The organism is Leifsonia sp. KNZ13-11D (assembly GCF_056754895.1).
Genome location: NZ_JBPGWU010000001.1, coordinates 808,200 through 833,992 on the forward strand (window position 1 = coordinate 808,200; position 25,793 = coordinate 833,992).

22 protein-coding genes are annotated in these 25,793 nt (G+C 68.5%); 12 read left to right on the plus strand and 10 right to left on the minus strand.

From position 1 onward, the window contains the following. Positions 1 to 21: 21 nt before the first annotated feature. Both ACR9Y5_RS04070 and ACR9Y5_RS04075 read right to left on the minus strand, forming a co-directional pair. Positions 22 to 861, minus strand: a complete 840-nt coding sequence (locus ACR9Y5_RS04070) for a sugar phosphate isomerase/epimerase family protein (RefSeq protein WP_481296774.1) — start codon at positions 859 to 861, stop codon at positions 22 to 24. Next, positions 861 to 1,991 carry a Gfo/Idh/MocA family protein gene (locus tag ACR9Y5_RS04075; RefSeq protein ID WP_481296775.1) on the minus strand — a complete coding sequence of 377 codons (1,131 nt, stop codon included), beginning with the start codon at positions 1,989 to 1,991 and terminating at the stop codon, positions 861 to 863. The genes ACR9Y5_RS04070 and ACR9Y5_RS04075 overlap by 1 nt, the downstream gene beginning before the upstream one ends. A 276-nt stretch (positions 1,992 to 2,267) precedes the next feature. Here ACR9Y5_RS04075 and ACR9Y5_RS04080 point away from each other — a divergent pair, with 276 nt between their 5' ends. The 6 genes from ACR9Y5_RS04080 (at position 2,268) to ACR9Y5_RS04105 (ending at position 11,139) form a co-directional block, all read left to right on the plus strand. Then, positions 2,268 to 3,506: an extracellular solute-binding protein gene (locus tag ACR9Y5_RS04080; RefSeq protein WP_481296776.1), complete on the plus strand. Its 1,239-nt coding sequence runs from the start codon at positions 2,268 to 2,270 to the stop codon at positions 3,504 to 3,506. 147 nt (positions 3,507 to 3,653) lie between these two features. After that, the gene (locus ACR9Y5_RS04085; protein ID WP_481296777.1) at positions 3,654 to 4,664 is read left to right on the plus strand and encodes a LacI family DNA-binding transcriptional regulator; all 1,011 of its coding nucleotides are present in this window, start codon (positions 3,654 to 3,656) and stop codon (positions 4,662 to 4,664) included. Between the two features lie 98 nt (positions 4,665 to 4,762). After that, a complete protein-coding gene (locus tag ACR9Y5_RS04090; protein WP_285117473.1) occupies positions 4,763 to 5,680 on the plus strand; it encodes a carbohydrate ABC transporter permease in 918 nt (305 codons plus the stop codon). Next, entirely contained in the window at positions 5,680 to 6,630 is a 951-nt protein-coding gene (locus ACR9Y5_RS04095) for a carbohydrate ABC transporter permease (protein WP_481296778.1), read from the plus strand. The genes ACR9Y5_RS04090 and ACR9Y5_RS04095 overlap by 1 nt, the downstream gene beginning before the upstream one ends. Before the next feature lie 47 nt (positions 6,631 to 6,677). Beyond that, positions 6,678 to 9,035 (plus strand): glycoside hydrolase family 3 N-terminal domain-containing protein, encoded by a 2,358-nt coding sequence (locus ACR9Y5_RS04100; RefSeq protein WP_481296779.1) that lies wholly within the window; start codon positions 6,678 to 6,680, stop codon positions 9,033 to 9,035. Position 9,036: 1 nt separating this feature from the next. Further along, complete coding sequence (locus ACR9Y5_RS04105) at positions 9,037 to 11,139, plus strand: beta-galactosidase (protein WP_481296780.1); 2,103 nt, start codon at positions 9,037 to 9,039, stop codon at positions 11,137 to 11,139. Between the two features lie 9 nt (positions 11,140 to 11,148). Here the strand turns inward: ACR9Y5_RS04105 and ACR9Y5_RS04110 are convergent, their stop codons facing one another. Genes ACR9Y5_RS04110 through ACR9Y5_RS04120 form a run of 3 tightly spaced genes read right to left on the minus strand, consistent with a single transcriptional unit; the run spans position 11,149 to position 13,807 of the window. Continuing rightward, positions 11,149 to 11,913 carry an SDR family NAD(P)-dependent oxidoreductase gene (locus ACR9Y5_RS04110; RefSeq protein ID WP_481296781.1) on the minus strand — a complete coding sequence of 255 codons (765 nt, stop codon included), beginning with the start codon at positions 11,911 to 11,913 and terminating at the stop codon, positions 11,149 to 11,151. Then, complete coding sequence (dgoD, locus tag ACR9Y5_RS04115; protein WP_481296782.1) at positions 11,910 to 13,070, minus strand: galactonate dehydratase; 1,161 nt, start codon at positions 13,068 to 13,070, stop codon at positions 11,910 to 11,912. Before dgoD ends, ACR9Y5_RS04110 begins: the two co-directional genes overlap by 4 nt. Beyond that, on the minus strand, positions 13,067 to 13,807 hold the full coding sequence (locus ACR9Y5_RS04120) for a FadR/GntR family transcriptional regulator (RefSeq protein ID WP_481296783.1): 741 nt from the start codon (positions 13,805 to 13,807) through the stop codon (positions 13,067 to 13,069). Before ACR9Y5_RS04120 ends, dgoD begins: the two co-directional genes overlap by 4 nt. Before the next feature lie 57 nt (positions 13,808 to 13,864). Between ACR9Y5_RS04120 and ACR9Y5_RS04125 the strand changes: the two genes are divergently transcribed. After that, positions 13,865 to 14,791, plus strand: coding sequence for a dihydrodipicolinate synthase family protein (locus tag ACR9Y5_RS04125; protein WP_481296784.1), 927 nt, complete (start codon positions 13,865 to 13,867; stop codon positions 14,789 to 14,791). Positions 14,792 to 15,780: 989 nt separating this feature from the next. Here ACR9Y5_RS04125 and ACR9Y5_RS04130 read toward each other — a convergent pair. The 5 genes from ACR9Y5_RS04130 to ACR9Y5_RS04150 all read right to left on the minus strand — a co-directional run bounded on the left by ACR9Y5_RS04130 (position 15,781) and on the right by ACR9Y5_RS04150 (position 20,355). Next, on the minus strand, positions 15,781 to 15,969 hold the full coding sequence (locus ACR9Y5_RS04130) for a hypothetical protein (protein ID WP_481296785.1): 189 nt from the start codon (positions 15,967 to 15,969) through the stop codon (positions 15,781 to 15,783). A gap of 184 nt (positions 15,970 to 16,153) precedes the next feature. Further along, positions 16,154 to 17,107 (minus strand): phosphotransferase, encoded by a 954-nt coding sequence (locus tag ACR9Y5_RS04135; protein ID WP_481296786.1) that lies wholly within the window; start codon positions 17,105 to 17,107, stop codon positions 16,154 to 16,156. 97 nt (positions 17,108 to 17,204) lie between these two features. Further along, complete coding sequence (locus ACR9Y5_RS04140; RefSeq protein WP_481296787.1) at positions 17,205 to 18,512, minus strand: MGH1-like glycoside hydrolase domain-containing protein; 1,308 nt, start codon at positions 18,510 to 18,512, stop codon at positions 17,205 to 17,207. Then, the gene (locus ACR9Y5_RS04145; protein WP_481296788.1) at positions 18,509 to 19,306 is read right to left on the minus strand and encodes a sugar phosphate isomerase/epimerase family protein; all 798 of its coding nucleotides are present in this window, start codon (positions 19,304 to 19,306) and stop codon (positions 18,509 to 18,511) included. Before ACR9Y5_RS04145 ends, ACR9Y5_RS04140 begins: the two co-directional genes overlap by 4 nt. Next, positions 19,306 to 20,355: a zinc-dependent alcohol dehydrogenase gene (locus ACR9Y5_RS04150; protein WP_481296789.1), complete on the minus strand. Its 1,050-nt coding sequence runs from the start codon at positions 20,353 to 20,355 to the stop codon at positions 19,306 to 19,308. Before ACR9Y5_RS04150 ends, ACR9Y5_RS04145 begins: the two co-directional genes overlap by 1 nt. Before the next feature lie 124 nt (positions 20,356 to 20,479). Here ACR9Y5_RS04150 and ACR9Y5_RS04155 point away from each other — a divergent pair, with 124 nt between their 5' ends. The 5 genes from ACR9Y5_RS04155 to ACR9Y5_RS04175 are packed head-to-tail and all read left to right on the plus strand — an operon-like array spanning position 20,480 to position 25,789. Beyond that, positions 20,480 to 21,874, plus strand: coding sequence for an ABC transporter substrate-binding protein (locus ACR9Y5_RS04155; RefSeq protein ID WP_481296790.1), 1,395 nt, complete (start codon positions 20,480 to 20,482; stop codon positions 21,872 to 21,874). Next, complete coding sequence (locus ACR9Y5_RS04160; protein ID WP_481296791.1) at positions 21,871 to 22,824, plus strand: carbohydrate ABC transporter permease; 954 nt, start codon at positions 21,871 to 21,873, stop codon at positions 22,822 to 22,824. The genes ACR9Y5_RS04155 and ACR9Y5_RS04160 overlap by 4 nt, the downstream gene beginning before the upstream one ends. Continuing rightward, positions 22,824 to 23,690 carry a carbohydrate ABC transporter permease gene (locus ACR9Y5_RS04165; protein WP_481296792.1) on the plus strand — a complete coding sequence of 289 codons (867 nt, stop codon included), beginning with the start codon at positions 22,824 to 22,826 and terminating at the stop codon, positions 23,688 to 23,690. The genes ACR9Y5_RS04160 and ACR9Y5_RS04165 overlap by 1 nt, the downstream gene beginning before the upstream one ends. 57 nt (positions 23,691 to 23,747) lie before the next feature. Continuing rightward, a complete protein-coding gene (locus tag ACR9Y5_RS04170) occupies positions 23,748 to 24,926 on the plus strand; it encodes an ROK family transcriptional regulator (RefSeq protein WP_481296793.1) in 1,179 nt (392 codons plus the stop codon). Then, on the plus strand, positions 24,923 to 25,789 hold the full coding sequence (locus tag ACR9Y5_RS04175) for a DUF6807 domain-containing protein (RefSeq protein WP_481296794.1): 867 nt from the start codon (positions 24,923 to 24,925) through the stop codon (positions 25,787 to 25,789). Before ACR9Y5_RS04170 ends, ACR9Y5_RS04175 begins: the two co-directional genes overlap by 4 nt. The last annotated feature ends 4 nt before the right edge of the window (positions 25,790 to 25,793 follow it).

Sequence of the window (25,793 nt, forward strand, 5' to 3'; positions counted from 1 at the left end):
CGACCCCATACCGTGGCTGCCCTAGATGCGGTCGGTGCGAAGCGGGACCCAGTCGGGATGCCGGTCGAGCCGGCCCTCGATCTCGCGTACGGCGGCGAGCGAGCGCCCGAAGTGCACGTACGGGTCGCCTCCGATGCCGTATGACTGCACGCCGAGCGGTCCGGTGTAGCCGACGTCGCGGAGGAGCCCGAGCAGGTGGAAGTTGTCGAACTCGCCGTCGCCGATGGGCTCGATGGTCGCCGGGAAGTACGAGCCTGCGACCGGCCTGCTCCCGTTGGTGTTGACCATGCCGAGGAACGGTGCGAGTGCGGCGAGCGTGCCGGGGAGGTCGTCGCCGTCGGCGGCGTACCAGTGGAACGCCGCGAACGTGATGCCCAGATCGGCGGTGTCGTAGGCGGACGCGAGGCGCAGCGCATCGCCGGGCCGCTCCATCCAGGCGAACGTGTGCGGGTAGAGCAGGAGGCGAACACCGTTCGACCGCGCCCGCTCCAGCGCGGCGTCGAGGAACCGGCGCGCGTCGGCGTCGAATGCGGCGTCCGAACGCTCCCCCGACTCGTTCAGCAGGGCGAGTTCCACGGTCCGGGTCGCGTCGACGGAGCCGATGGTGTCGAGCGCACGGTTCCACTCGGCGCTTCCCGGCGCGGAGAGGTCGATCGTGAGATAGATCGAGGCGACGTCGAGGCCGTGTCGTCTCGCCATCTCGCCGAGTGCGGGGAGGTCGGCCCATGCCGGCTCGCTCCACAGGGTGAGGTTCGTCGCGTCGTAGCCGAGCTCGGCCAGGATCTCGAATCGGGTATTCAGCGGATAGGCGCCGCAGCGGCTGTAGAAGCCGACGTCCATCCCGACCAGGTCGTGCGCCATCAGAGGGCCCCGGCCGTCGCGGTTTCGAACCGGACGGGCCGAGGAACCGCGGGGTACTCGACCAGCACCGGCTGCCCCGTCGTCGCGGACTCCACGACGGCGCGCAGCCACTGGAACGAGAACAGCGTGCGGGCGGTCCGCGTGCGCGGGTCTTCGCCCGCCCGCAGCACCGCGTGGAACTCGGCGAGCGGACGCGCGTGGAACACCGGCCCAGTGGTCGGGTGGTGTTCCGCCTGGGTGACGACGGCGCCGCCACGGTCAGAGCTCACGCGGACCTCGTCGCCCTCCCAGTCCAGCCAATCCCAGGAGACGGCGCCTGCGGCACCGGTGATCTCCACGGAGGAGTGCTCCGACCCGTGCGTGGCGGCCGCGCGCTCATACGAGACATCGACGATCGATCGATCGGCCAGGGTCAGCCGGAAGGTCGCCCCGATGTGCTGCTCGGCGCGGTCGGAGTCCGCTTCGAACGGGCCGCCGGTGTGCGGACGCCCCGCCCACGCGTCGCGGATCTCGACGGCGACCGGCTCGAAGACCTCGTCGAGCACGGCGATGTCGTACGGACCCCAGTCCATCATCACCCCCCCGCCGCTGAGGGACGGGTCGCGGAACCAGCTCGATTCGCTCTGGAACTCGAAGCCGCTCCGCCCGCGCCGGGACCGATTGACGAACTCCGCGTGATAGATCTCTCCGAGAGCCCCGTCGCGCAACAGGCTCCGAACGCGTTGCGTGGTGGCGAGGGAGCGGAAGCGGGAGTCGCATCCCTCCAGCGCCCGACCTGCGGCGTTCGCCTGGGCGGCCAGAAGAGCCGCGTCGCCGGCGGTGAGCACGAGGGGCTTCTCGCACAGGACGTGGAAGCCGGCGGCGATCGCGGCGGATGCCAGGTCGAAGTGGGTGAACGGGGGAGTGGCGACCACGGCGATGTCGTCCGGCTCCCGCCGGCCGCTGAGGAGCGCGGTGATGTCGTCGTGGACGATCGCGTCCGGGAACTGCTCGACGAACGCTCGAAGGGTTTCGGCGTTCGTGTCTGTGACGTGCACCTCCACCGGTTCGTCGATGACGCTGCGGTCGTAGGCCGCGGCGGCGTGATGCCTGGAGATCGCTCCCGCACCGATGAGGAAGACTCGTGCCATTGGTAACCCTTTCGCGAAACTTTCTTCGCCAGGTTACGAGCCGAACTCATCCCGCGTCAACGCGTTCTTCGTATCAAACTTCTCCAACCGGCACATCATGGCCCAAGGGAGAGTGGCCAGAAATGCATGCCAGAGGATCCGTGACAAGAAAGTTATGCGAGCAACTTTCAAGAAAGTCTTGACAAAGTCCTGCTCGCCGGTCACGCTCATTGCGAAGAGAACGAGCTCTTCCCTATTCGGAGGTCTGTATCCATGAAGGCACCTAAGAGAGCTGCCTTGATCGCCATCGTGTCCGCGGGCCTCTTGGTCCTCAGCGGATGCTCCGGGAGCGGCGGGACGTCGTCCGGCCCGATCACGCTCAACGTCTGGGGATTCTCGTCCCTGTACAAGCCGCAGGTCGAGCAGTACGAGAAGCTTCACCCGAACATCAAGATCCAGCAGAAGATCGGCGACTACGACGCCGCGCACCAGACCCTCCTCACCGCGCTCAGCGCGGGCAAGGGTCCGGACATCGGCCAGATCGCCATCGACTACATGGCGGAGTTCACCGCGACCCCGCAGGCGTTCACCGACCTGCGGACGTTCGGCGCCAACGACATCAAGAGCGACTACCTCGACTGGCGCTGGAGCGGCGGTGTCGCCAAGGACGGCACGGTCGTGGGCATCCCCACCGACGTTGGCGGCATGGCCGTCGCGTATCGCACGGATCTGTTCCAGGCGGCCGGGCTCCCGACGGACCCGAAGGCCGTGAGCGCGCTGTGGCCGACCTGGGACGACTACATCAGCACCGGCAAGAAGTACGTGGCGGCGACCGGTAAGAAGTTCATCGACAGCGGCAAGGCCATCTTCCGCGCCGCATCCAACCAGGCCGACCTGAAGTACACCGACAAGGACGGCAAGCTCGTCTACGCCACGAATCCCGCCATCAAGCAGTCGTGGCAGTACGGCGTCGACGCCATCGGCGCCGGCCTCTCGGCGAACGTGCCGACCTACTCGCCGCAGTGGAACGCCGCTCTCGCGGACGGGGGGATCTCGACGCTGATCGCTCCGGCCTGGATGCTGCTGTCGATCAAGCAGCAGGCCCCCGCCACCGCCGGCAAGTGGAACATCGCCAGCCTCCCGGGCGCGGCGGGCAACGACGGCGGATCCTTCCTCGTCGTGCCCAAGCACGCCGCCCACCCGAAGGAGGCGTACGAGTTCATCAAGTGGCTGGAGGCGCCGGAGCAGCAGCTGTCGCTGTTCAAAGAGACTGCGGACTTCCCGGCCGTTCCCTCGCTCTACTCGAACCCCGCCGTGACCGGCTACAAGGACTCGTTCTTCAGTGACGCTCCCGCCGGCCAGATCTACGTCGACAGTGTGAAGGCCTACCACGGCCACCCCGTCGGACCGAAGGACCGGGCGATCGAGAACCAGTTCGAGAACGGCCTCGGCCGAGTCGATCAGGGGCAGCAGAGCGCTGACGCGTCCTGGCAGCAGACGCTATCCGACGCCAAACGCGAAGCGGCGAACGGTTAGCACCATTCGGTGATCGACCTCCCGGCCGCGGTTCCCCCGACCGCGGCCGGGAGGCTTTTCGAAAGCCCGCGAGCGCCTCGCGAAAGTTTCTCGAACGCTCTAAGGTGATGTGTGTCCCGCACCGGGGATGCCCGTGAGGGGAGCGCAATGAGCACCGTACCGACCGATCGGGTCACGATAGCCGACATCGCGGAAGTCGCGGGAGTCTCGGTCCCGACGGTGTCGAAGGTGCTGAACGACAGGCCCGGCGTCTCCGCGGCCACGCGGGCGCGGATCACCGCCCTGCTCGAGCAGCACGAGTACACCCCGCGCCGGTCGCCCACGACGGGCATGATCGCCGTGGTCCTCGGCGAGTTGACCAGCCCCTGGTCTGTGGCGCTCATCGGTGCCCTCGAGGAAGCGGCTCACGCCAGCGGCCTGGGGGTCATCCTCACCCGTATGCGCGGGAGCGCGGACGAGAGCTGGATCGACCTCATCGCCGCCCGGGCGGTCGACGGCGTCGTCTTCGCCGTCGTCGAGATGTCCGCTGCCCAGAGGGACCGGATGCAGGAGCTGGGGCTTCCCTACGTCGTCATCGACCCGCGCGTGATGCAGTCGACCGACGTCCCGACGGTGGGCATCACCCACTGGCGAGGCGCGTGGGCGGCCACTGCGCACCTCCTGGAGCTGGGTCACCGCCGGATCGCGATGGTCAGCGGGCCGCTCGACCTCGTGTTCAGTCGCGCCCGCGTCGACGGGTACCGCGCCTCCCTCTCCTCGGCCGGCATCACCGTGCCAGACGAATACCTGGTCGAGACGGAGTTCGGCTATGAGGGCGGCCGGGACGGAGCCGAGCGACTGCTCGCTCTCCCGGTGCCGCCGTCGGCCATCTTCGCAGCCTCCGACGAGCAGGCCCTCGGCGTCTACGAGGCGGCCCGCATCAGGGGCCTCCGCATCCCGCAGGACCTCAGCGTCGTCGGGTTCAACGATGTGCCCATCGCCCAGTGGGCGTCGCCGCCGCTGACCACGGTGCACGAGCCGATCGACGACACGGCACGCGAGTCCGTGCGAATCCTCCGCCAACTGACCGACGGAGTGAGGACGGCGACCGCCGTGGAACTCGCGACCGAGATCGTCGTGCGTCAGAGCACCGCGCCCTTCGACGAGAAACTCGGCTAAGCAACTTTCGCGAAAGTCTTGACAAGGCGTTCCGGATTTGGAACTCTCGTTGAGTCGGCACAGTCGCGCCGGCCACGAAAGGACTTGCCGTGTCAACGATGACCGTTGCCCGCCCCGCCCTTCTCCGAGGGCGCCGGGTCACCTTCCGGGAGCGGATGGCGCCGTACGTGTACATCGCCCCGTTCTTCCTGCTCTTCCTCGCCTTCGGGCTCGGGCCACTGATCTACACCGCGTGGGTGTCACTCCACAACTGGGCGCCCCTGGAGACCGACCACCCGTTCGTCGGCATCGGAAACTATCAGGCGATGCTGGCCGACCCGCGGTTCTGGAAGGCGCTCGGAAACACCTTCACGATCTTCCTGCTCTCCACCATCCCCGGACTCGTCCTCGCGTTGCTGATCGCCACCGCCCTCAACAACCGCAGCCTGAAGGTCAAGACGTTCTGGCGGATGGCCCTGCTCGTACCGAACGTCACGCCGCTCGTCGCGGTCACGCTGGTCTTCAGCTCCATCTTCGGTCGTGACTACGGCCCGATCGCCTGGGGCCTTCACGTGCTGGGCCTGCCTCCCATCGACTGGGGAGCCAATCCCTGGACGACGCAGTCGGTGATCGCGCTCATGGTGATCTGGCGCTGGACCGGCTACAACGCCCTCATCTACCTCGCGGCGATGCAGGCCGTTCCCGACTCGCTGTACGAGTCCGCCGAGATCGACGGAGCGGGCCGCTGGCAGACCTTCACGCAGGTCACGCTTCCCATGATCCGCCCCACGGTGCTGTTCACGGTCGTGACCTCCACCGTCGGCGGGCTCCAGATCTTCACCGAGCCGCTGCTGTTCACGTCGCCGACCGGAGGCAGCAACGGACAGGGGCTCACGATGACGCTGCTCCTCTACGGGCAGGCGTTCAACTCGTTCAAGTTCGGATACGCGTCGGCCATCGCCATGGCGCTGCTGTTCGTGGTGCTGATGCTCGCACTGGTGAACTTCGCCCTCGCGCGGCTAATTAGGAGCTCCTGATGACGACAACCTCCACCCGACCCGAGGCCGAATCCCGCGACGACCGCCTGTCCCCGAAGCGCCCCGTTTCGCGGGCCGCCGCGAAGTCGAACCGCACCGCGCGCGACCGCCCGCTCGGCTCGCTCCGCAAGCGGCGGCGCGTCTCCTGGTTCACGTACACCGTGCTGACCGTCGCCGTCCTGCTGGCACTCGCGCCGCTGTACTGGATGTTCGTGGTTGGCTCGAACAGCAGCTCGGCCGTGTCGCAGTTCCCGCCGGTGTTCACGCCGGGCGGAAACTTCTTCAAGAACCTCGACATCATCAACGGCACCGTCCCGTTCGGACGATCCTTGATCAACAGCGCCATCGTGGCCGTGAGCGTCGCGCTGCTGCAGATCTTCTTCTGCAGCCTGGCCGGCTTCGCCTTCGCCAAGCTGCAGTTCCGCGGGCGCAACTGGCTTTTCATCGCCGTGGTGGCGACCATGGCCATCCCCGGTCAGCTCGGTCTGGTGCCGATGTACATGATCATGTCCAGCCTCGGCTGGGTCGACACCCTGCAGGCGTTGATCGTCCCGGGGGCCGTGTCGGCGTTCGGTGTGTTCTGGATGCGGCAGGTCATCGTCGGCTCCATCCCCGACGAGCTGGTCGAGGCCGGCCGGGTCGACGGCGCGTCGACGTTCCGGATCTTCCGCTCCCTCGTCCTCCCGAACATCCGCGGCTCTGCGGCGGTATTCGGTCTGTTCGCCGCGATGTCGGCCTGGAACGACTTCCTGTGGCCTCTCGTCATCCTGAACACGCCCGACAACTTCACCTCGCAGGTGGCCATCCAGCAACTGCGAACCCAGTACACGATCGACTACTCGACCGTGATGACCGGATCGGTGCTCGCCACCATCCCGCTGCTGCTCCTGTTCCTGCTCGCCGGGCGTCAGCTCGTCGCCGGGATCATGGAGGGCGCGGTCAAGGGCTGAACTCCGGTCGACAACTTTTTCACCCCACGAACCATCCGAGGAGAGCCGTGACCGATCACGACCAGCGCCAGCCTGCCCACGAGCCCGCAGACCAGGACGTCGACATCGAGCGGATCATCGCCGACATGACGCTCGACGAGAAGCTCGCCCAGCTCGTGGGGCTCTGGCTTCAGCTCGACGACTCCGCCGGCGAGGGTGGCGACATCGCCCCGATGCAGCACGAGATGATCGCCAAGGTCGACGACTTCGGCACCTTCGCGCGCCACGGCGTCGGTCAGCTCACCCGACCCCTCGGCAGCCAGGTCACGGGAATCGAAAGGATGCTGCGGTCGGTGGAGCGGGTGCAGCAGGAGATCGAGTCCAACAGCCGCTTCGCCATCCCCGCACTCGTCCACGAGGAGATCCTCACCGGCCTGCAGCTCTACGGCGCGACGACATATCCGACGCCGCTGGCCTGGGGAGCATCCTGGAACCCCGAGCTGGTCGACCGGATGGGCCAGCAGATCGGGCGGTCGATGCGCGAGCTCGGCATCCACCTGGGCCTCGCTCCCGTGCTGGACGTGGTCCGGGACCCGCGGTGGGGTCGCGTCGAGGAGTGCATCGGCGAAGACCCGTACCTCATCGGCGCGATCGGCAGCCGCTACGTGCAGGGCGTCCAGTCCGCCGGGGTGGGGGCGACCCTGAAGCACTTCCTCGGCTATTCGGGATCACAGGCCGGCCGCAACCTCGCGCCCGTGCACGCGGGGCGCCGCGAGGTCCTCGAAACGTTCTCGGTTCCGTTCGAGATGGCCGTCCGGCTGGCGCATCCGGAAGCCGTCATGCACTCCTACGCCGAGATCGACGGTGTCCCCGTCGCCGCCGAACCCGAACTCCTCACCGGACTGCTCCGGGACACCTGGGGATTCGGCGGCACCGTCGTCGCCGACTACTTCGGTGTGGCGTTCCTCCACAACCTGCACGACATCGCCGCCGACGACGTCGAAGCGGCGATCCTCGCCCTCCAGGCCGGCGTCGACGTCGAGTTGCCGACCGGCAACGACTATCTGGAACCGCTCGCCGAGGCGGTCCGCGCCGGACGGATCCCCGAAGCAGTGGTTGATCGCGCGGTCCGGCGCGTCCTGCAGCAGAAGCTCCGGCTCGGAGTGTTCGGACCGCGCGTCGAGCCTCGTCCGGTCGAGCTCGACCCCGCGGAGGCCCGTGCCGTGGCGGCCGAACTGGCCGAGCAGTCGCTCGTCCTGCTGACGAACCGCGGGGAGACCCTGCCGCTGACCGCTTCCGCGTCGATCGCGGTCGTTGGCCCCAACGCGGACGCGGGGGAGGCGCTCCTGGGCAACTACTCGTTCACGAACCATGTCGAGGTGCAGGACGGGACCCCGCTGGGGATCGCGCTGCCGACCGTGCTCGAGCGAATCCGTCAGGAGTTCCCCGAGGGCAGGGTCACCTTCGCCCCGGGCACGACGGTCCGGGCGGAGGACCAGACCGACGAGGCTGCGGCCCTGAGCATCGCGGCAGCGGTGGCAGCTGCCCGGGCGGCGGAGGTCTGCGTCGCCGTCGTCGGCGACCGGGCCGGGCTGTTCGGCCGCGGCACGGTCGGCGAGGGCAGCGACACCGAGGAGCTCGAGCTCCCCGGCCGTCAGCGGGACCTGGTGGATGCGCTCATCGCGACCGGGACACCGGTCGTCGTCGTGCTCCTCGCCGGCCGCCCCTATCCGGTCGCTCGGTGGGAGTCGTCGGCTGCCGCGATCGTCCAGGCCTTCTTCCCGGGTGAGGAAGGCGCCGCGGCGATCGCCGGCGTGCTCAGCGGACGGGTCAACCCGAGCGGGCGACTCCCGGTCAGCATGCCGAAGAGCGCGGGTGGCCAGCCGTACACGTACCGGCACCCGCGGCTCGGCGGGGCCAACCCGGTCTCGAACATCGACCCCGCTCCGGCGTTCCCGTTCGGCCATGGACTGTCCTACACGACGTTCCGGCACAGCGACTTGCAGGTCCAGGTCGCCGCTCCGGCCGACACGTCGTCGACGATCACGGTCTCGTGCACGGTCCAGAACACCGGCGACCGGGCGGGCGCGGACGTCGTCCAGCTCTACGTGCGCGACGTCGCCGCGTCCGTCACCCGGCCGCTCCGCCAGCTCGTCGGATGGGCGCGGGTGCAGCTGGAGCCGGGCGAGGCCGCCGCGATCCGCTTCACCGTGCCAGCGGACAGGCTGGCACTGGTCGGGCGCGGCCTGCGCTGGCAGGTCGAGCCGGGGGAGTTCGTCTTCACCGTCGCGCCGTCGGCCACCACCTCCGGTGTCGCCGCCTCCGTCGTGCTGGGAGGCGACGTGCGCGAGACCGGCCCCGCACGGGAGCTGGTCACCGGCGTCGAGCTCGAGCGCATCCCGAGCGCCTTCCCCGCGGCGGTGTGACGTGCGATTCGGAGCGAGCTACTACCACGAATACCAGCCGTACGAACGGCTGACGACCGACCTCGACCTGATGGTCGAGGCGGGATTCACCACGATCCGCGTCGGCGAGTCCACATGGGCGTCCTACGAACCGGCTGACGGCGAGATCTCCTTCGCTGCGCTGGAGCGGGTGGTCGACGCGGCGCACCAAAGAGGCCTGGAGGTCATCGTCGGGACGCCGACGTACGCAATCCCGCCGTGGCTCTTCCGCGCCCACCCGGAGGTCATGGCCGTCCTCGCCGACGGGCGCCCGGTCGCATACGGCGGCCGGCAGAACGTCGACTTCACCCATCCGACGTTCCGCCGATACGCCGAGCGGATCATCCGCGCGATGGGCGACACCTTCGGCAACCGCCCGGGCGTGATCGGCTTCCAGGTGGACAACGAGATCGGCGTGTACCGCCTCGCCGGCGACGCCGTCGTGGAGCGGTTCCGCCGGCACGTCCTCGAACACGTCGGCGACGTCGAAAGCATCAACGAGAAGTGGGGCCTCACCTACTGGAGTCAGCGGCTGAGCAGCATCGATGAGCTCTGGGGTCCCGAGGGGAACACCAACCCGGGGTACGCCCTCGAGTGGATGCGGTTCCAGGCCGCACTCACAGTGGAGTTCCTCGGCTGGCAGCGGGACATCCTGCGTGAGCATGTCGCCGACGACCGGTTCATCGTCCACGACACGGTGGGCGGCGACAGCCTGGGGAGCACGGCGCTCCGCCCGATCGCTGAGGCGCTCGACCATACGGCCGTCAACGTCTACCTTCCGATGCAGCGGGCTCTCGAGCGGCCGCAGGCGCCCGACGCGGCTACCACCGGTCTTGCACCCTTCTGGCTGCTCGACGCCGGACCCTCCGTGCCGGAGTGGAAGGCCGACCTCGCGTACAGCCTGCGCGGACCGCGCGGGTCGTCGTTCGCCATCACCGAGGCGCAGGCGGGATCGATCGGAGCACAGGCGACCCACGTGCCGCCCTTCCCAGGCCAGCTGCGTCAGCTCGCCCACCTGTTCGCCTCTCGAGGCGCCGACCTCCTCGCCTACTGGCACTGGCACACCCTCCATTACGGAGCGGAGACATACTGGGGTGGGGTCATCGGCCACGACCTCGAGCCGGGAAGGATCTACCGGGAGGTCGCAGAACTGGGGCAAGAGCTCCGGAAGCTCGCTCCCGCGTTGGAGGGCGCTGTCCCCGACGCGGACGTCGCTCTGCTCTATTCACGCGACTCGCTGCAGGCGCTCGAGTTCGATCCCATGCTGCTCGTGCCGGGGACGGCGCAGCCGGACGTTCACAGCTACCATCGAGTGTTCATGCGGATGTACGACGCTGCGGTGGACGAGGGGGTTCAGGTCCGGGTCGTCCACCCCGACTCCGACTGGAGGGGCGAGAAGGTCCTCCTGGTACCGGCGCTCTATGTCGCGGACGACGTCCTCCTGCAGCGTCTCATCGAGCACGCCGAGAACGGCGCCCACGTGGTCCTGACGTTCCGTTCCGGCTACACCGACGAATGGGTGCGAGCCCGCTGGGCCACTGCGCCCGGAGCGCTTCGACCGGCCGTCGGGGCGTCGTATCAGGAGTCGTCGACGCTGATCGGGACCCGTCGGCTGCTCGCGGCGTCCGACACTGCTGTGGGCCCGAGCCTGTCGGCGGACGCTGTCGCGGAGGGCTGGATGGACCTCCTGGTGCCCGAGGACGCCGAGGTGCTCGCCACCGTCGACGACCCCTTCCTCGGCGGCTACGCGGCGATCACCAGCAACACGGTGGGCCGAGGTCGCATGACCTGGCTCGGCGTGCTCCCCGATCAGGGCTCCGTGTCTGCGGTGGTGCGCTGGGCGCTCGCGGAGCGAGACGTCGAGCCTGTCACCGACGTTTGGTCCGGCCGACCGGAGAGCGTGCACGTGACGAGCATGCGCCGCCTTGACGGGACACGGGTCTGGTTCGTCTCGAACAATGGATGGCAGGCCGTGGAGGTCGCGCTGCCGCGGTGTGAGGCCCTCACCGACGCCGCGACCGGGGAGCGCATCGCCGGGACGATCTCCCTGGACGCGTGGGGCAGCGTCGTGCTCGCCCGGGAGTAGGTCCGGCGGCTAGCCGATCGCGAAGGTCGCGCCGAGGCCGCAGTCCACGGGGAACACCGCGCCGGTGACGGCGCGGGCCAGGGGACTCGCCAGGAAGGCGATCACGGCGGCGACGTCGGCCGGTTCGGCGATGTAGCCGAGTGGATGGGCGTCGAGGATGTCCTGACGCGCCTTGTCCGGGTCGGCCTGCCGGTCGAGCCATTCGTCGACGAGCTGCGTGCGCGTCCAACCGGGGGCGACTGCGTTGACGCGGACACCGCTGCGGGCGTAGTCGACGGCCAGGCTCCGGGTGAGTCCCTCGACCGCCGCCTTTGCGGCGGCATAGGGGAACATGCCCGGAGTCGTCAGCCGGGCGTGGATGGAGGAGACGTTGACGATGGCGCCCCGCGTCCGCTGCAACGCGGGCAGGCACGCGCGTGCCGCGAGCCAGGCGGATTTCAGGTCGACAGCGAAGACCTCGTCCCATTCGTCCTCGGTCATTGCGACCGCGTCGTGATAGCTGTTGCGGCCGGCGTTGTTGACGAGCACGTCGAGCCGGCCCCAGTCTTCGAGGATGCCGTCGACGGCCGCACGCAGCTCGGCGTCCATGCGGACGTCCCCGCGGTGGAACCGGACGTCGTGCCCCTCCGTCGACCGCACTTCGGCCAGCTGCGTTCCGCGAGCCTCCGCGAGATCGATGAAGCAGACCCGGTACCCGTCATCGGCGAGGCGCTGGACGACGGCGGCGCCGATGCCCTGCGAGCCGCCCGTCACAAGGGCGGTGCGCGCGCTCACCAGTCCGCCACCGATCCGTCGCGGTTGCGCGTGGTGATCTGCAGCTCCGGGACATACGGGTGCAGGGCCGCCGCCTCCTCGTCGACCTCGATGCCCCACCCTGGGCCGTCCGGAATCCCGATCTCGCCGCCGACGATCGGGAACGTGCCGGTGACGACGTCGTCGCGCCACGGGACGTCGGAGCGCATCACCTCCTGGATGATGACCCCCGGAGTCGCGAACGCGACGTGCTGGTTTACGGCGGTCGCGATCGGACCGAGCGGATTGTGCGGCGCGAGCGGAATCTCGTGGCTCTCGGCGAACGCGGCGATCTTCTTGAGACCGGTGGGGCCGCCGACATGGCACATGTCCGGTTGCAGCACCGCGCAGGCTCCCTGTGCGAGGTGCTCGCGGAACTCGGTCAGCGCGATGAGGCGTTCGCCGGTCGCGACCGGGAACGGGAGCGCGCGTGCGACCTCCGCCAGCTCGCGAGGGTTCCCTGGCGCGCACGGTTCTTCGAAGAACCACGGCCGGAACTCGGCGAGGGCGCGGCCGTACGCCAGCGCGCCGGCCGCGGTCGTGCGGCCGTGCAGGTCGACCATGATGTCGACGTCATCTCCGACCGCCTCGCGCACTGTCGCCATGAGCGCCGCTGCGCCGGCGAGGTCGGCGTTCGAGGGCAGTCCGCCGCCGCTTGGTACGGCGAGGATCTTCAAGGCCGTGAACCCGTCGTCGACGGCACGACGCGCTGCCGCGCCGAACCCCTCGATGCTCGCATCGCCGTAGACCGCCGTGCTGTCGCCACCGCCCAGGTGGTCGTACATCCTCAGCGTGTCCCGCACCGCTCCGCCGAGCAATTCGTAGGCCGGTACGCCCAGGTGGCGCGCCTTGAGGTCCCACAGCGCCTGGTCGACCCCCGAGATGGCGCTCATGGTGACCACCCCGCCCTTGAAGAAGTGGTCGCGGTACATCGACTGCCACAGGTGCTCGATGCGACGCGGGTCCTGACCGAGCAGGATCGGCGTCAGGTCGGCGACCGCGCCCGCTACCGCCCGGGCCTGCCATTCGAGGGAGGCCTCGCCCCACCCGATCGTGCCGTCGTCGGCGGTGACCTTGACGAAGACCCAATTGCGGAGCTTCGCATTGACCACGACGGTCTGGACCGACTCGATCTTCACAGCGTGCCCTCCTGCCGGCGAACGGCGCTCAGGTTCGCGGCGGATGCGTCGATCAGCTCGAGCGCGAGGACCGCTGCGCGATCGGCGTCGCGGTGCGCGACGGCCTCCGCGATCCCGGCGTGGATGGGCAGACTGGCCGCGATGGCGCCTTCCGCTCCTGACGTGGTCTCGAACGACGTGTGGAGCGCGACGTCCCACGAGGCGCTGAGGGCAGCCAGCATCGGATTGTGGCTGATCCGGGAGAGCACCTGGTGGAAGCGGACATCGGCATCCGCGTAGGCATCGACGGTGCCCGTCTCGCCGGCTACGGCCATCGTCCGGTACGCCGACAAGAGCTCCGCGGCCTCCGCCTCGGTGGCCCGTTCGGCGGCCAAGGCGGCAGAGCCGGGTTCCACCAAGCGGCGCATCTCGGTGAGATGCCCGATTAGCGCATCCCGGTCGCTGGCTGCCAGCCAGGTCAGCACGTCCCGGTCCAGGAGGTTCCACCGTTCGCGCGGGAGGACGGCGGTTCCCGTCCGCGGCCGCGGCTCGAGCATGCCCTTAGCGGCGAGTGCCTTCACGGCCTCGCGGAGCGCGCCGCGGCTCACGCCGAGCGCGTCGCATAGCACTGGTTCGGCCGGAAGGGTCGCGCCCGCGGGGAACGCACCTCCCGCGATCTTCAGTCCGAGGACGTTGACGACCTGGGCGTGCAGTGTGCCTGCGCGCGACAGGGACACGTCGAAAGCGCCTGTGCTCATGAGCGCAATCATTATATGATTCGATGAATCGGTCAACTCCGCGATGCAAAGGTGCTCATGAACGACCAGGTACTCACCGGCATCCTGCCGGTCGCCCCCACGGTGTTCCGCGACGACGAAGAGCTGGACCTCGACGGTCAGCAGCGCATCGTCGACTTCCTGGTGGATGCTCGGGCCGACGGGGTGTGCGTCCTCGCGAACTACTCCGAGCAGTTCTCGCTGACGGACGAGGAGCGGGTCCGGGTGGTCGACGCGACGCTCGCGCGCGCCGAGGGGCGGCTCCCCGTTGTGGTCGCCGCCAGTCACTTCAGTGCGCGGGTGGCCGCCGAGCGTGCCCGGCAGGCGGAGGCGGCCGGCGCGAGCATGGTCATGCTGATGCCACCGTTCTTCGGCGTGACGATGAGCGTCCCCGAGGGCCTCGTCCTCGAATACTTCAAGCGCGTCGCTGACGGTCTCTCGATCGACATCATGATCCAGGACGCCCCTCTCAGCACGACACTCCTGTCGGTGCACACGCTCGCTGCGATCGCGCGCGCGGTTCCCCAGGTGCGCTACGCCAAGGTCGAAGTCCCCCGCGCCGCCGAGAAGATCCGCCAGGTGATCGCCGCGGCCGGATCCGATCTGCCCGGGGTCTTCGACGGCGAGGAGGGCGTGACGGCCATCCCCGACCTCGAGGCGGGAGCCGTCGGGACCATGAGCAGCTGTCTCGTCCCGGAGGTCCTCGGCGAGGTGGTGCGCCTCGCCCGCTCCGGAGAACTCCGTGCGGCGACGGCCAGGTGGGAGGAGATCCTGCCGCTCATCCACTACGAGAACCGCCAGGCCGGGCTGGTGGCGGCCAAGGCGGTCCTCCAGGCCGGTGGCGTGATCCGGAGCGACCGCGTGAGGGCGCCGCTTGCGCCGCTTCCGGAGGCGACCCGGGCCGCACTCCTGGAGCTGGCCGCGCGCCACCAGCCCTTGGCCTTCACCTGGGGCGCTGAGAACTGAGTTTGTAAGTTTGTTAAGACATAACTATGCTGGCCGGAGAGAGAATCACGGTCTCTGAACCGTCGGGGTCGGGTTGCTCGTACTAGAGCCTAGACTTTTAATTCCGCGTCCCAGAGGTGTTCGCGTTTGACTACATTTTGACTACAACCGGATGAGTTCCAATGAGATCTCCTGAGATCACAAGAGCTCCACTTCGTTGACTTTCCGCGGGTTTGACCCATGTACCAGGGGACATAGGGTCCCGAACTAGAGTTCAATCCCACCGGTACCGCCAGCGCGAAGCCCCTGCGATCCCAGTGTTTACAAGGGATCCGGGGGTTTTGGCTTACTCGGGACGACGTGGGCTCCCTCGTCCCGAGGCCGACTGGACTCAGGTCAATCGAGATCTTGAGACCGCAGCAAACCTTCGAGCACAGGCTTCGGCATAGCGGCGTGGCGGCCGTGCAAGAAGCTCATCGCTGTCCCTCGGGGAACGCTGAAGTGCGCGGAGACCGACGTTCACGATCTGATTGCTGCCGGATGGACACACGGCTGAGTCCTTCTGGCGGACGAACGTCCAGCTTCACCCGACCTCCAACTGGTGACCGGTACACGGTTGTCTCGCACCCATGCGAGGTGGCATCTCCGAATTTCGAGCGCGATCCACTTGTCGAACTGCCGCAGGTCGCGGAGTGCGACGAGGACGACTTCAGCTCGTTTGCAGACGGAAAGGTTCTTGGGGTCAGCTTCGCGCAGCGCGTCACGATCGACCGCGGGCGTAGGGGTATTGCAAAGCTGCGCGCGTTTTGTGCACAACCGACATCGATCGAGGGACGTCGCAGAGGGTCGGGACAGCTCGCAGTTCTACAGTGATCGCGGGGTCTTCGCTTCCCGGCGCCGGGCCTTTGCCCACACTTGCCAACGCGATCCTGTGGCGTCGCACCGATTCGGCCGCGTGGTTCGCGCCTCACAATCGCGATACCCAATTGGTGGAGTGAGCATCGACAGAGTCACAAGCCGCCGCCGGTCTCGACAGTCGGCAGGGGCCGGGGAGACAACGGAGGCAGGTCGACCATCACCGTCCTGTCGCGCTTCCCGTCGCTCAGCGTGATGGTGAAGCGGGTCTCGTTCGGAAGCAGCACGACAGCCGCGTCGCGACCGCCCGCCGAAACATCCTCGAGCGCTGGTCCGATGGCCAACCGGGAAAGGGTCGTTCCGCAAACGACAAGCGGCGGTGCGCCACTGCTGCCCGTGGTGCCACATCCTGAAAGCACCACGACGATCGCGGCGAGTGAGGCTGCAGTTGTCAGCGAGCGGGTGGCGGCTCGCCCGGCGCTTCGATCTCGCATGGCATCAACCTAGGGCGACGTCTCGGTCGCCGGGCTACTGCCAGCCGCGGCGGTGGGCGAGCCAGCCGAGGGCATCGACCGCGAACCCCCGTTGCGCCTCGCGCAGGCCGACGACTCCGGGCAGCGGGGGCCGAAGGCTCGCGCGGAGCCGGCTGCTGAACAGGCCGGCGAGAACAGCATCGACATGGTCGGCGACCGCTGCGGCAAGCGGGCTCGCCTTCGCGATGCTCCACCGCTCGACGTTCTCGACTCCCGCGCGCGGCAGCCACGACGCGAGGAGGCAGAGAGTGTCGAACCAGGGTGCGCCGGTCGCAGCCCACGACCAGTCGACGAGCCACGCCCTGCCCGTCCGGTCGATGATCATATTGTCGGCGTGGGCATCGACGTGTTGCAAACGGGTGCCGTCGGAGGCGTCGGCTGAGGCGCGCACCAGGTCGCCGATCGTCGCGGAGTGCGCCGCTGCGAACCGCGGAAGCACGTCGAGCGCACCGACGGCGACCGCCTCGTCCCACGATTCCGCCCAGCCGGCCGCGATGCCGCGCACCGTACGCTGCGTCCCCTCCGGAAGGGTGAGGCCGGAAGGGAGGTCCGGCAGCGCCGAGAGGGCAGCGAGCACGGCGGCGGCATCCGCGTCGACCGGCTCCGGCTCGTGACCGTCGATGTCGTCGAAGGCCAGGGCGATCCAGTCGCCGAAGTCATGTCGTCCGAGGAACCGTGGCGCGGGCAGCCGGACATCGCTCAACGCCTCCAGCACCGCGCTCTCGGCGTGGAAGAGCCGGAACGAGCCGGCATTCAACTCCCGCGAGACGGCCTTCATGAACAGGCGCGCACCGTCGTCTCCCAGGAGTCTGTCGGCCGTGCCCGGCGAGAAGCCGCCCGGCTGCGGCTCGACGGCGACCACCGGGGAGCCCAGGGTGCGTTCCGCGAACGCGACCAGGTCGCGCGGAAGCTGTTCGAACCTCAGGCGGCTGTTCAGCGTCTCGACCACTCCTGCACCCTAATCGCGTCGATACGGACCAGCGACCCGTGTTACACGGGTCCCATTTCCGGGAGGCGCGACGGAGTCGGGGATCCCGTCTCTCCGATCAGCCGGCGGAAACGGGCGATCGGGGGCAAGCCGGTTCGCTGATCCGCTTGCCCAGGTCGAGTGCCAGCGCCGCCGTCCAGCTGAAGCGCGTCGTTCCGCGCGGCTCGGCGGTGTAGGGGTCGAGGTATTCGGGGAAGTCGTGCTCGAGGGCGGCCTGATCCATCTCACGCGAGAGCACGCGCGCGTCGTCATCGTGCCCGCGCTCGTAGAGGGCCTCGGCGACGAGCCACGCGGTGTTGAACCATGACGGCCCGCGCCAATATCGGTCGGGGTCGAACGTCGGGGCCGTGAGGTCGTGGCTGGGCACCATCGCGACCTCACCGAGGCGGAAGTGCGGGCCGGCGAGCTCGGCGATGAGCTCGCTCGTGTGGGCGAGTTCAGGCAGGAGCAGGGGGAGCAGCCCTGAGACAGTGCGGTACGGCTGCCGTTCCCCGGTGATCACGTCGCGGGCGACGTAGGCGTCGAGGTCGGGCGACCACAGGCTCTCGAGTGCCGTTGTGATGCGCTCGGCTTCGGCGAGATGGCGGTCGGCATCCGCTCCGATCAGGTCGGCGATCGTCGCCAGCGCCAGCTCGGAACGGGCCCAGAGCGCGTTGAAGCCCGGATCCTCGAACTGGAACGGGTACCCGGCGTCGGCGTCGTCGCAGTCGTGATCGCGGTAGCGCGCGGCCAGGTACAGGTACTTGCCGTACTCGGTGTTCGAGGGGCGGTGGCCGGCGTCCGCATGCAGCAGGTCGGGGCGCGGGATGTCCTCGTCGTACGTCTCGGAGATCGACGCGAGCGCCGCATCCCAGTACGGCGAGTTGTCCATGCCGCTCTCCCAGGGGTGCACGATGCGGGCGAGTCCCGTCTCGCCCCCGCGGCGGGTGCGGAGGTAGTCGTGCCAGCGGACCAGCCGCGGGTAGGCGCGCTCGAGGAAGCCGCGTCGCGCCGACTCGGCGGGATCGGCCTGGTGCACCATGAGCGCGGCCAGTGCGTGGTTGGGAGCCTGGATCAGGCCGGCGGTCGGCACCGCGGGGGAACCGGGGATGGTCTCACTGCGCCAGAACGTCGCGCCGGGCGAGTACCCGTCGTCGCGGCCCGTGTGGAACACGATCTGGGGGAGGCGCCCGTCGGCCCACTGGGCGCTGAGGATGGTGTCGAGCTCCAGCTGGGCGCGGCGAGGGGACAGGTGGCGCAGGCCGATGGCGATGAAGGCCGAGTCCCAGCTCCACTGATGGGGGTAGAGCCCGCTCGCCGGAACGGTGTAGCTGCCGCGCCAGTTGCCCAGGAGGACCCGGGCGGCAGCCGCCTCGAGCGCGTTCACAGGTAGCGCCGGAGGAACGGGGGAACGGCGGGCAGCACCTCGTCGGCGGGTCCGGAGAGCCGGCTCTCCACCGCGATGGACCGCTCGTACCCGATCGCGGCGACGGTCGCGCCGAAGAGCGCCCAGTCGACGTGGCCCGCGCCCGGCTCGAGGCGGTTGGAGTCGCTCGCCTGAAGGTGGCCGATGAGCGGCGCGACCTCGAGCAGGGCGGCCGCCGGGTCTGATTCCTCGATGTTCATGTGGTAGGTATCGGCGACGATCCGCACCGCAGGCGACCCGATCTCGCCGATGAGCGCGGCTGCCGCCGACAGTGTGTTGACGAGGTAGTCCTCGTAGCGGTTCAGGGGCTCGAGGAACAGCTCGACCCCCTCCTTCTGAGCGTGCTCGCCGAGCCGGCCGAGCGCGTCCACCAGGATGTCGTGATCCTCTTCCGGGGTGCGGGGCGGCTCGAACGGCGGGAGGCGGCGGGAGAACATCCCATACGATCCCGGGGTCATGACACCGACCCCGCCGATCTCGGCCATGACCGTGAGCTGGGAGCTGAGCTGCGCGATGGCGTCCTCACGGAGGTCGCGGTCGAACGCGCCGATGAAGTGCGACATCTCGACGCAGGTCGTCGGCATGACGACACCGGCGTCGCGGGCCCGGAGGAGCTCCGGCAGCCTGTCAGCGAACTGGAAATCTCCTTTGCTCCGCAGCTCGATGCCGTCGAAGCCCCAGGCGAGCGCCGTCTCGAACTTCTCCTCGAGGGACCGGCCGGGGAGGTGCTGTTCCTGCACGGTGATCTGGTTCATCAGAACTCCAGCACGATCTGGAGGGCCGCCGAGGGGTCGGTGTCGAGCAGCTTGTAGGCGGCGGCCGCATCCTCGATGGCGTAGCGGTGGGTGACGAGGTGCACGGGGTCCAGGCGACCGTCGGCGAGAGCGTCCACCACGGTGCGCTGCAGGCGGGCGACATCCCAGCGGGCCCGCAGCCGGTTCGGCACGGAGCCGATCTGCGACGCGATCAGCTGGATGCGGTTGTGGTGGAACTCCTCGCCCAGGTGCAGCGGCGTCGCCTCGCCCTGGTAGAAACCGGAGGCGACGACCGTGGCGTCCGCGCCGACCGCCCTCATGGCGGCGTGGAGGGCGTGATAGTTGCCGCTCAGCTCGATGGCGACGTCGGCGCCGGCCCCTCCGGTGAGGTCCCGGATGGTGTACGCCAGCTGTTCGCCGGGCTCGAGCGCATGGGCGGCGCCCTGCTGCAGGGCCGCCTCGCGACGTGACGGAATGTTGTCGACGGCGATGACGGTGGCCCCGTTGAGTGCGGCGAGGCGCGTGGCGAGCAGGCCGATCACGCCCTGACCGAAGATCACGACGGTGGTGCCGACACCGAGGTCTGCGGCGAGCACGCCGTTGAGGGCGATGGCGCCGACGCGCACGAACGCGGCAGCAAGCGGGTCGACGCCCTCGGGCAGCACGTGGCCGCGGAGCGCGTCGATGCTGAGAACGCCTTCGGCCCGGTGCCCCCAGATGCCCCAGACCCGATCTCCGACGCGGGGAGCGTCATCCGGGAGCTCGCCGTCGGGCGCGACCTCGACCACTTCACCGACCTCGGAGTACCCCCACCCGTCGAGCGGGTAGGCGAGTCCGGCCTGCTGGTCGGCACCGCGGAAGAGGCGGATGTCCGGGTCCCACGCGGAGGTGAGGTAAGGGTTCGTGCCGCGATAGGCGGTGAGTTCGGTGCCGGCGGAGATCCCCGAATACAGGGTGCGCACGCGCGCCTGGCCGGGCCGGAGTTCCTGCGTGGGGGCGTCGACCACTTCGACGACACCCGGGGCGGAGAACCTGAGAAGTCTGTTCACGTTGTTTCTTCCTCGAGACGGCGTGCTGGACACATTAGCACCATCGATAAGCTAGTTCTGTATAGACACTATGCATAAGATGGGATACTGTCCACTCCACACCCTTCAGAGAGGAGTCGCGATAATGAAGTCGCGCACTGCATTGGCCGCGGCCACCATCGTCGTCGCAACCACCGCGCTGCTGGCCGGATGTTCGACCAGCTCAAACACAACAGACACCAAAGGACAGACCATCACGGTCTGGTCGTTGGAGAACCAGCCCGACCGGGTCAACACCACCAAGGCGATCATCGCCGACTTCACCAAGGCGACAGGGGTCAAGGTGAACCTGGTCGCAGTGGACGAGGGCCAGTTCCCCCAGCTGATCGCCTCATCCGCTCTGTCCGGCAAGCTCCCGGATGTGATGGGAGCGATCTCGCTCTCCAGCGTCCGCCAGCTCAACGACCAGAAACTGGTGAACACCGACGCCGCGGCCGCGATCGTCAAGAACCTCGACGAGAAGACGTTCGACGCCTCGGCGATCAAGCTCGACCAGGACAACGGGACGCAGCTCGCCGTGCCCGACTCCGCGTACGCCCAGATCCTGGTCTACCGCAAGGACATGTTCGAGAAGGCCGGGCTCAAGCCGCCGACGAGCTACGACGCCATCGAGAAGGCCGCGCAGACACTCACCAGCAAGGGGTCGTACGGCATCACGCTCGCCACCGATCCGGCGGACGTCTTCACCTCGCAGACCTTCGAGAGCCTCGCCCTGGCCAACAACTGCCAGCTCGTCGACAAGAGCGGCAAGGTCACCCTCGATTCGTCGAACTGCCAGAAGACGTGGAACCTCTACGGCAACCTCGCCCAGAAGTACTCGCCGAAGGGCACGCAGACGGTCGACACCACCCGGGCCAGCTACTTCGCCGGCCAGGCAGCGATGGTCGACTGGTCGACCTACATCCTGGACGAACTCGGCGGCCTGCGGAACGACGCGCTTCCCACCTGCCCGCAGTGCCAGAGCGACCCGACCTTCCTGGCGAAGAACAGCGGGATCGTGACCAGCATCGCCGGCCCCGACGGCGGGTCGGGCGGCACCTACGGCGAGATCTCGTCGTGGGTGGTCAGCAAGAAGGCCAAGGCAGCCGCCTCGGAGAAGTTCGTCGAGTACATGATGTCGACGGGTTACCTCGACTGGCTGGGAATGGCTCCGGAAGGCAAGGTGCCGGTGCGTACCGGCGACGCCGCGCACCCGCAGAAGTTCACGGACGGCTGGAAGAACCTCAAGGCGGGCGTCGACACCAAGAAGCCCCTCAGCGACATCTACGACGCTGCGACCATGACGGCGCTCGAGAACGTCCCGAAGAACATCGACCGCTGGGCGATCCCGCAGGGTCAGGGCGCCCTCCTCGGTCCGGTGAACACCCAGCTCGTCATCCCCAAGGTGATCGGCGATCTCGGCAGCGGCTCCATCGACGCCTCCGAGGCGGCCAAGCAGGCCACCGATCAGGTCACCCAGCTCCAGGCAAAGAGTAAATGACAGTCTCCACCCGTCCCGACCCGGTGAAGGCGGCCCCCTCAGGGGGCCGCCCCACCCGCTCCATCACGGCCCGGCGTGACAACCGGGCCGGGCTCACGCTCGTCCTGCCGGTGACGATCATCGTCGTCGTGGTGATCGTCATCCCGGTCATCTGGAACGTCATCCTGGCCTTCCAGAGCACCGACTTCACCACCATCGCCGAGAACGGCATCTTCAACCCGTTCACGCTCGACAACTTCGTGAGCGTGCTGACCGACCCGGGGTTCTGGAGCTCGCTCTGGACCACGGTCGTGTACTCGGTCTTCTCCACGGCGGGGTCGATCGCCCTCGGACTCGTGGCCGCCCTGGCGTTCCGCAAGCCGTTCCGCGGGCGCGGTCTGTTCCGGTCCTTCATGCTGCTGCCCTATGTGGCCCCGGTCGTCGCGGTGGCATTCGTCTGGGAGATCATGCTGAACCCGCAGTTCGGCATCGTGAACGCGTTCGGGACGAAGATCCTCGGCTGGTCCGAGCCTGTCGACTTCCTCGGCCGGGCACCCTTCGCCCTCATGACGGTCATCGCGTTCGAGATCTGGCGGTACTTCCCGTTCGCCTTCCTCTTCATCACAGCCCGTCTCGTCGGGTTGCCGAAGGATGTCGAGGAGGCGGCGACGGTCGACGGCGCGACTCCCTGGCAGAACTTCCGGTTCATCGTCTTCCCGCAGCTGCTCCCCGTGATCGCGCTGCTCTCCGTGCTCCGGCTGATCATGACGTTCAACAAGTTCGACGACGTGTTCCTCCTCACCGGCGGTGGCGCCGGAACGGAGGTCGCAGCGGTGCGCGTCTACGACACGCTGCTCGGCAGCTTCGACATCGGCGGCGCCGCCGCGAACGCCCTCATCCTCTCGGCGTTCATGGCCGTCGCCCTGTTCGTCTACATCAGATTCTTCGCAAGCCGATCGGAGGAGGACTGATGAGCCGCATCGTCGTCCAGAAGCGCGTCTTCGGCACGCTCCGGTGGATCGTGATCGTCCTCCTCGTGGTGGCCACGGTCTTCCCCTTCTACTACATGGTCGAACTCAGCTTCGTTCCCATCGAGCAGCTGCTGCTGCATCCGGACCGCCTCTGGGTGCCGCTGCAGGACATCACGCTGACGACCTATCAGAACGTGCTGAAGTCGGTCGACGAAGGCGGTCAGGGTTTCGCCCACTTCATGGCGAACTCCGCGATCGTGGCGATCTCGACGGCCGTCGTCACCCTCCTGGTCGCCATCCCCGGCGCCTACGCCCTGTCGCGCCTGAACTTCTTCGGCAAGCGGCAGGTCAGCTCGCTGTTCCTCGCGGTCTACCTGTTCCCGAGCATCATCATCGCCATCCCGCTGTTCGTCGGGTTCTCGGCGATCGGCATCCGGGAGTCGCTGTTCGGGCTGGTGATCGTGTACATCGCGCAGACCATCCCCGTGTCGATCGTGATGCTGCGCACCTACGTGCGCACGATCCCGGTGAGCATCGAAGAGGCGGCCATGGTCGACGGCGCCACCCGGTTCCGCATCCTGCGGAGCGTCATCGTGCCGCTCTCGCTGCCGACGATCCTCTCGACCGGTCTCTACGTGTTCATGATCGCGTGGAACGAGTTCCTCTTCGCGCTGTTGTTCCTCACCGCGAACCGGGACCTGTGGACGGTCTCCCTGGGACTGTCGCAGCTCTCGAACGGGATCGAGGTGTCCAAGACCGTGCTCATGGCGGGCTCGGTGCTGCTGACGATCCCGATCATCGTCCTCTACGGAATCGCCGAACGCTCGCTCACCGAGGGACTCACGAGCGGCGCGGACAAGGGTTGAGAAATGGACGACCATACGATGGGAGCCGTCAGCAGTCCCGGCACCGAAAGGCGGCACATGAGCTCCGGACCAGGCGACGTGCTCCAGTTGATCCGCCGCGGCGAAGCGACGACCCGGCGTGAAATCCAGGACGTCACCGGCCTGAGTCGCATGACCGTCGCCCAGCGCGTCGACTCGCTCATCGAGGCGAACATGATCCGGGAGGCCGGGGACGGTCATGCGACCGGCGGCCGCAGGCCGCATCGGCTCGAATTCAACGTCGAGAGTTCGGTGCTGGCCGTCGCGACGGTCGACACCACGCACGTGCGCACCGCCCTCACCCGGCTCGACGGCACCATCCTGACCGACGAGCGGCTCGACATCGCGGTGCTGGACGGACCGAAGAGGTTGCTGACGGCGCTGGCGGAGTCGTTCCTCCGCCTCCTCGACGACGCGGGCGTCGCACGGGAGACCCTCTGCGGGATCGGTGTCTCCATACCCGGTCCCGTCGACCCTCACACCGGCCGGCCCAGTCAGCCTCCGATCATGCCCGGCTGGGACGCGTACCCGATCATCGAGCACCTGCAGGAGACCATCGACGTCCCGGTCTTCGTCGAGAACGACGCCGATGCGATGGCGCTCGGCGAGCAATCCGTCAACTATCCCGAGAGCCGCTCGCTGTGCCTGGTCAAGGTCTCCACGGGCATCGGCACGGGCATGATCATCAACGGCGCGGTCTACCACGGGATCGACGGCGGCGCCGGTGACATCGGCCACATCCGCCTCGCGGGCGAGACCGCGCTCTGCCAGTGCGGGTCCTCCGGATGCCTGGCGGCGGTCGCCAGCGGCCGTGCCGTCGCGCATGCCCTCGGCGCCCAGTCGGGGAGCGACGTCAAGCGGATGATCGCGGAGGGCAACGTCGATGCGCTCCGTCTGACGCACGAAGCGGGCAGCCGGCTGGGCGAGGTGATGGCGACCGTCGTCTCGATGGTCAACCCGGGGGTGCTGGTGGTCGGGGGAGACCTGGCATCCAGCGCGCTCATCGGCGGGATCCGCGAGACGCTGTATCCGCGCTCGCTGGCCCGGGCCACCCGCAACCTCGACGTGCGGCTGAGCACTCTGGGAGCGGATGCCGGGCTGATCGGCATGGCGAGGACCGCCGTCGACAGCCTGTTCTCGGCGGAGGCGGTCAATGCCACCATCGCGGGTCAGCCCTCGCGGGTGCTCGTGGCGGCCGCGGACGGACAGGCCTCATGACAGACACAGGGACACGCCTCTCCGTCGGTTTCGGGGAGCAGACCTTCTTCGACTACTGGCCGGATGCCGAGCCCCGGCCGCACATCGGTGCGCTGTACTCCTCCGACGGCGTCCGGATCACCCGGGAGATCGCGACGGCCCCGGCCGAGTCGGACGACCATCTGCATCACAAGGGCGTCTGGTGGGGCCATCGCGACGTGAACGGCGCCGACGTGTGGACCGAGTTCGACGGTCACGGCCGGATCGTCTCCGTCCGTCCCGCCGAGCTGGCCGAGCACGGCCGCCTGGCCCAGGTCACGCACACCACTCGGTGGGTGGACGCGGGCGGCACGCCGCTGTTCGACGACACCCGTGTACTCAGGGCATCCGCGCCGCGCGCCGACGGATCGCAGACGCTCGACATCGAGAGCACGGTGCGCGCGGCCTACGGCCGGGTCGTCCTGGGCGACACCAAGGAGGCCGGGCTCGTCGCCGTTCGCGTCGCCCCCGCGCTGGAGGAGCGCCGCGGCGGCCGTATCGAACTGTCGTCTGGGGAGGTCGGGGAAGCGGCCTCCTGGGGTGTCGGTTCGGGCTGGTGCGACTACTCGGGAACGATCGACGGCATCCCGGTCGGCATCGCGATCTTCGATCACCCCGGCAACCCCCGCGCTGCCCGCTGGCACGTACGCGACTACGGCCTGATGGCGGCGAACCCGTTCGGGCTCTCCGACTTCACCGGCGACAGCGCCGTGAACGGGGCTCTGATCCTGGAGCCGGGAGAATCCCTCGCCTTCCGCTACCGCCTGCTCGTGCACCGGGGCGATGCGCACGCAGCAGGGGTCGCCGGTCACTATGCGCTCTACCTCGACGAACAGGGACACTGACCGG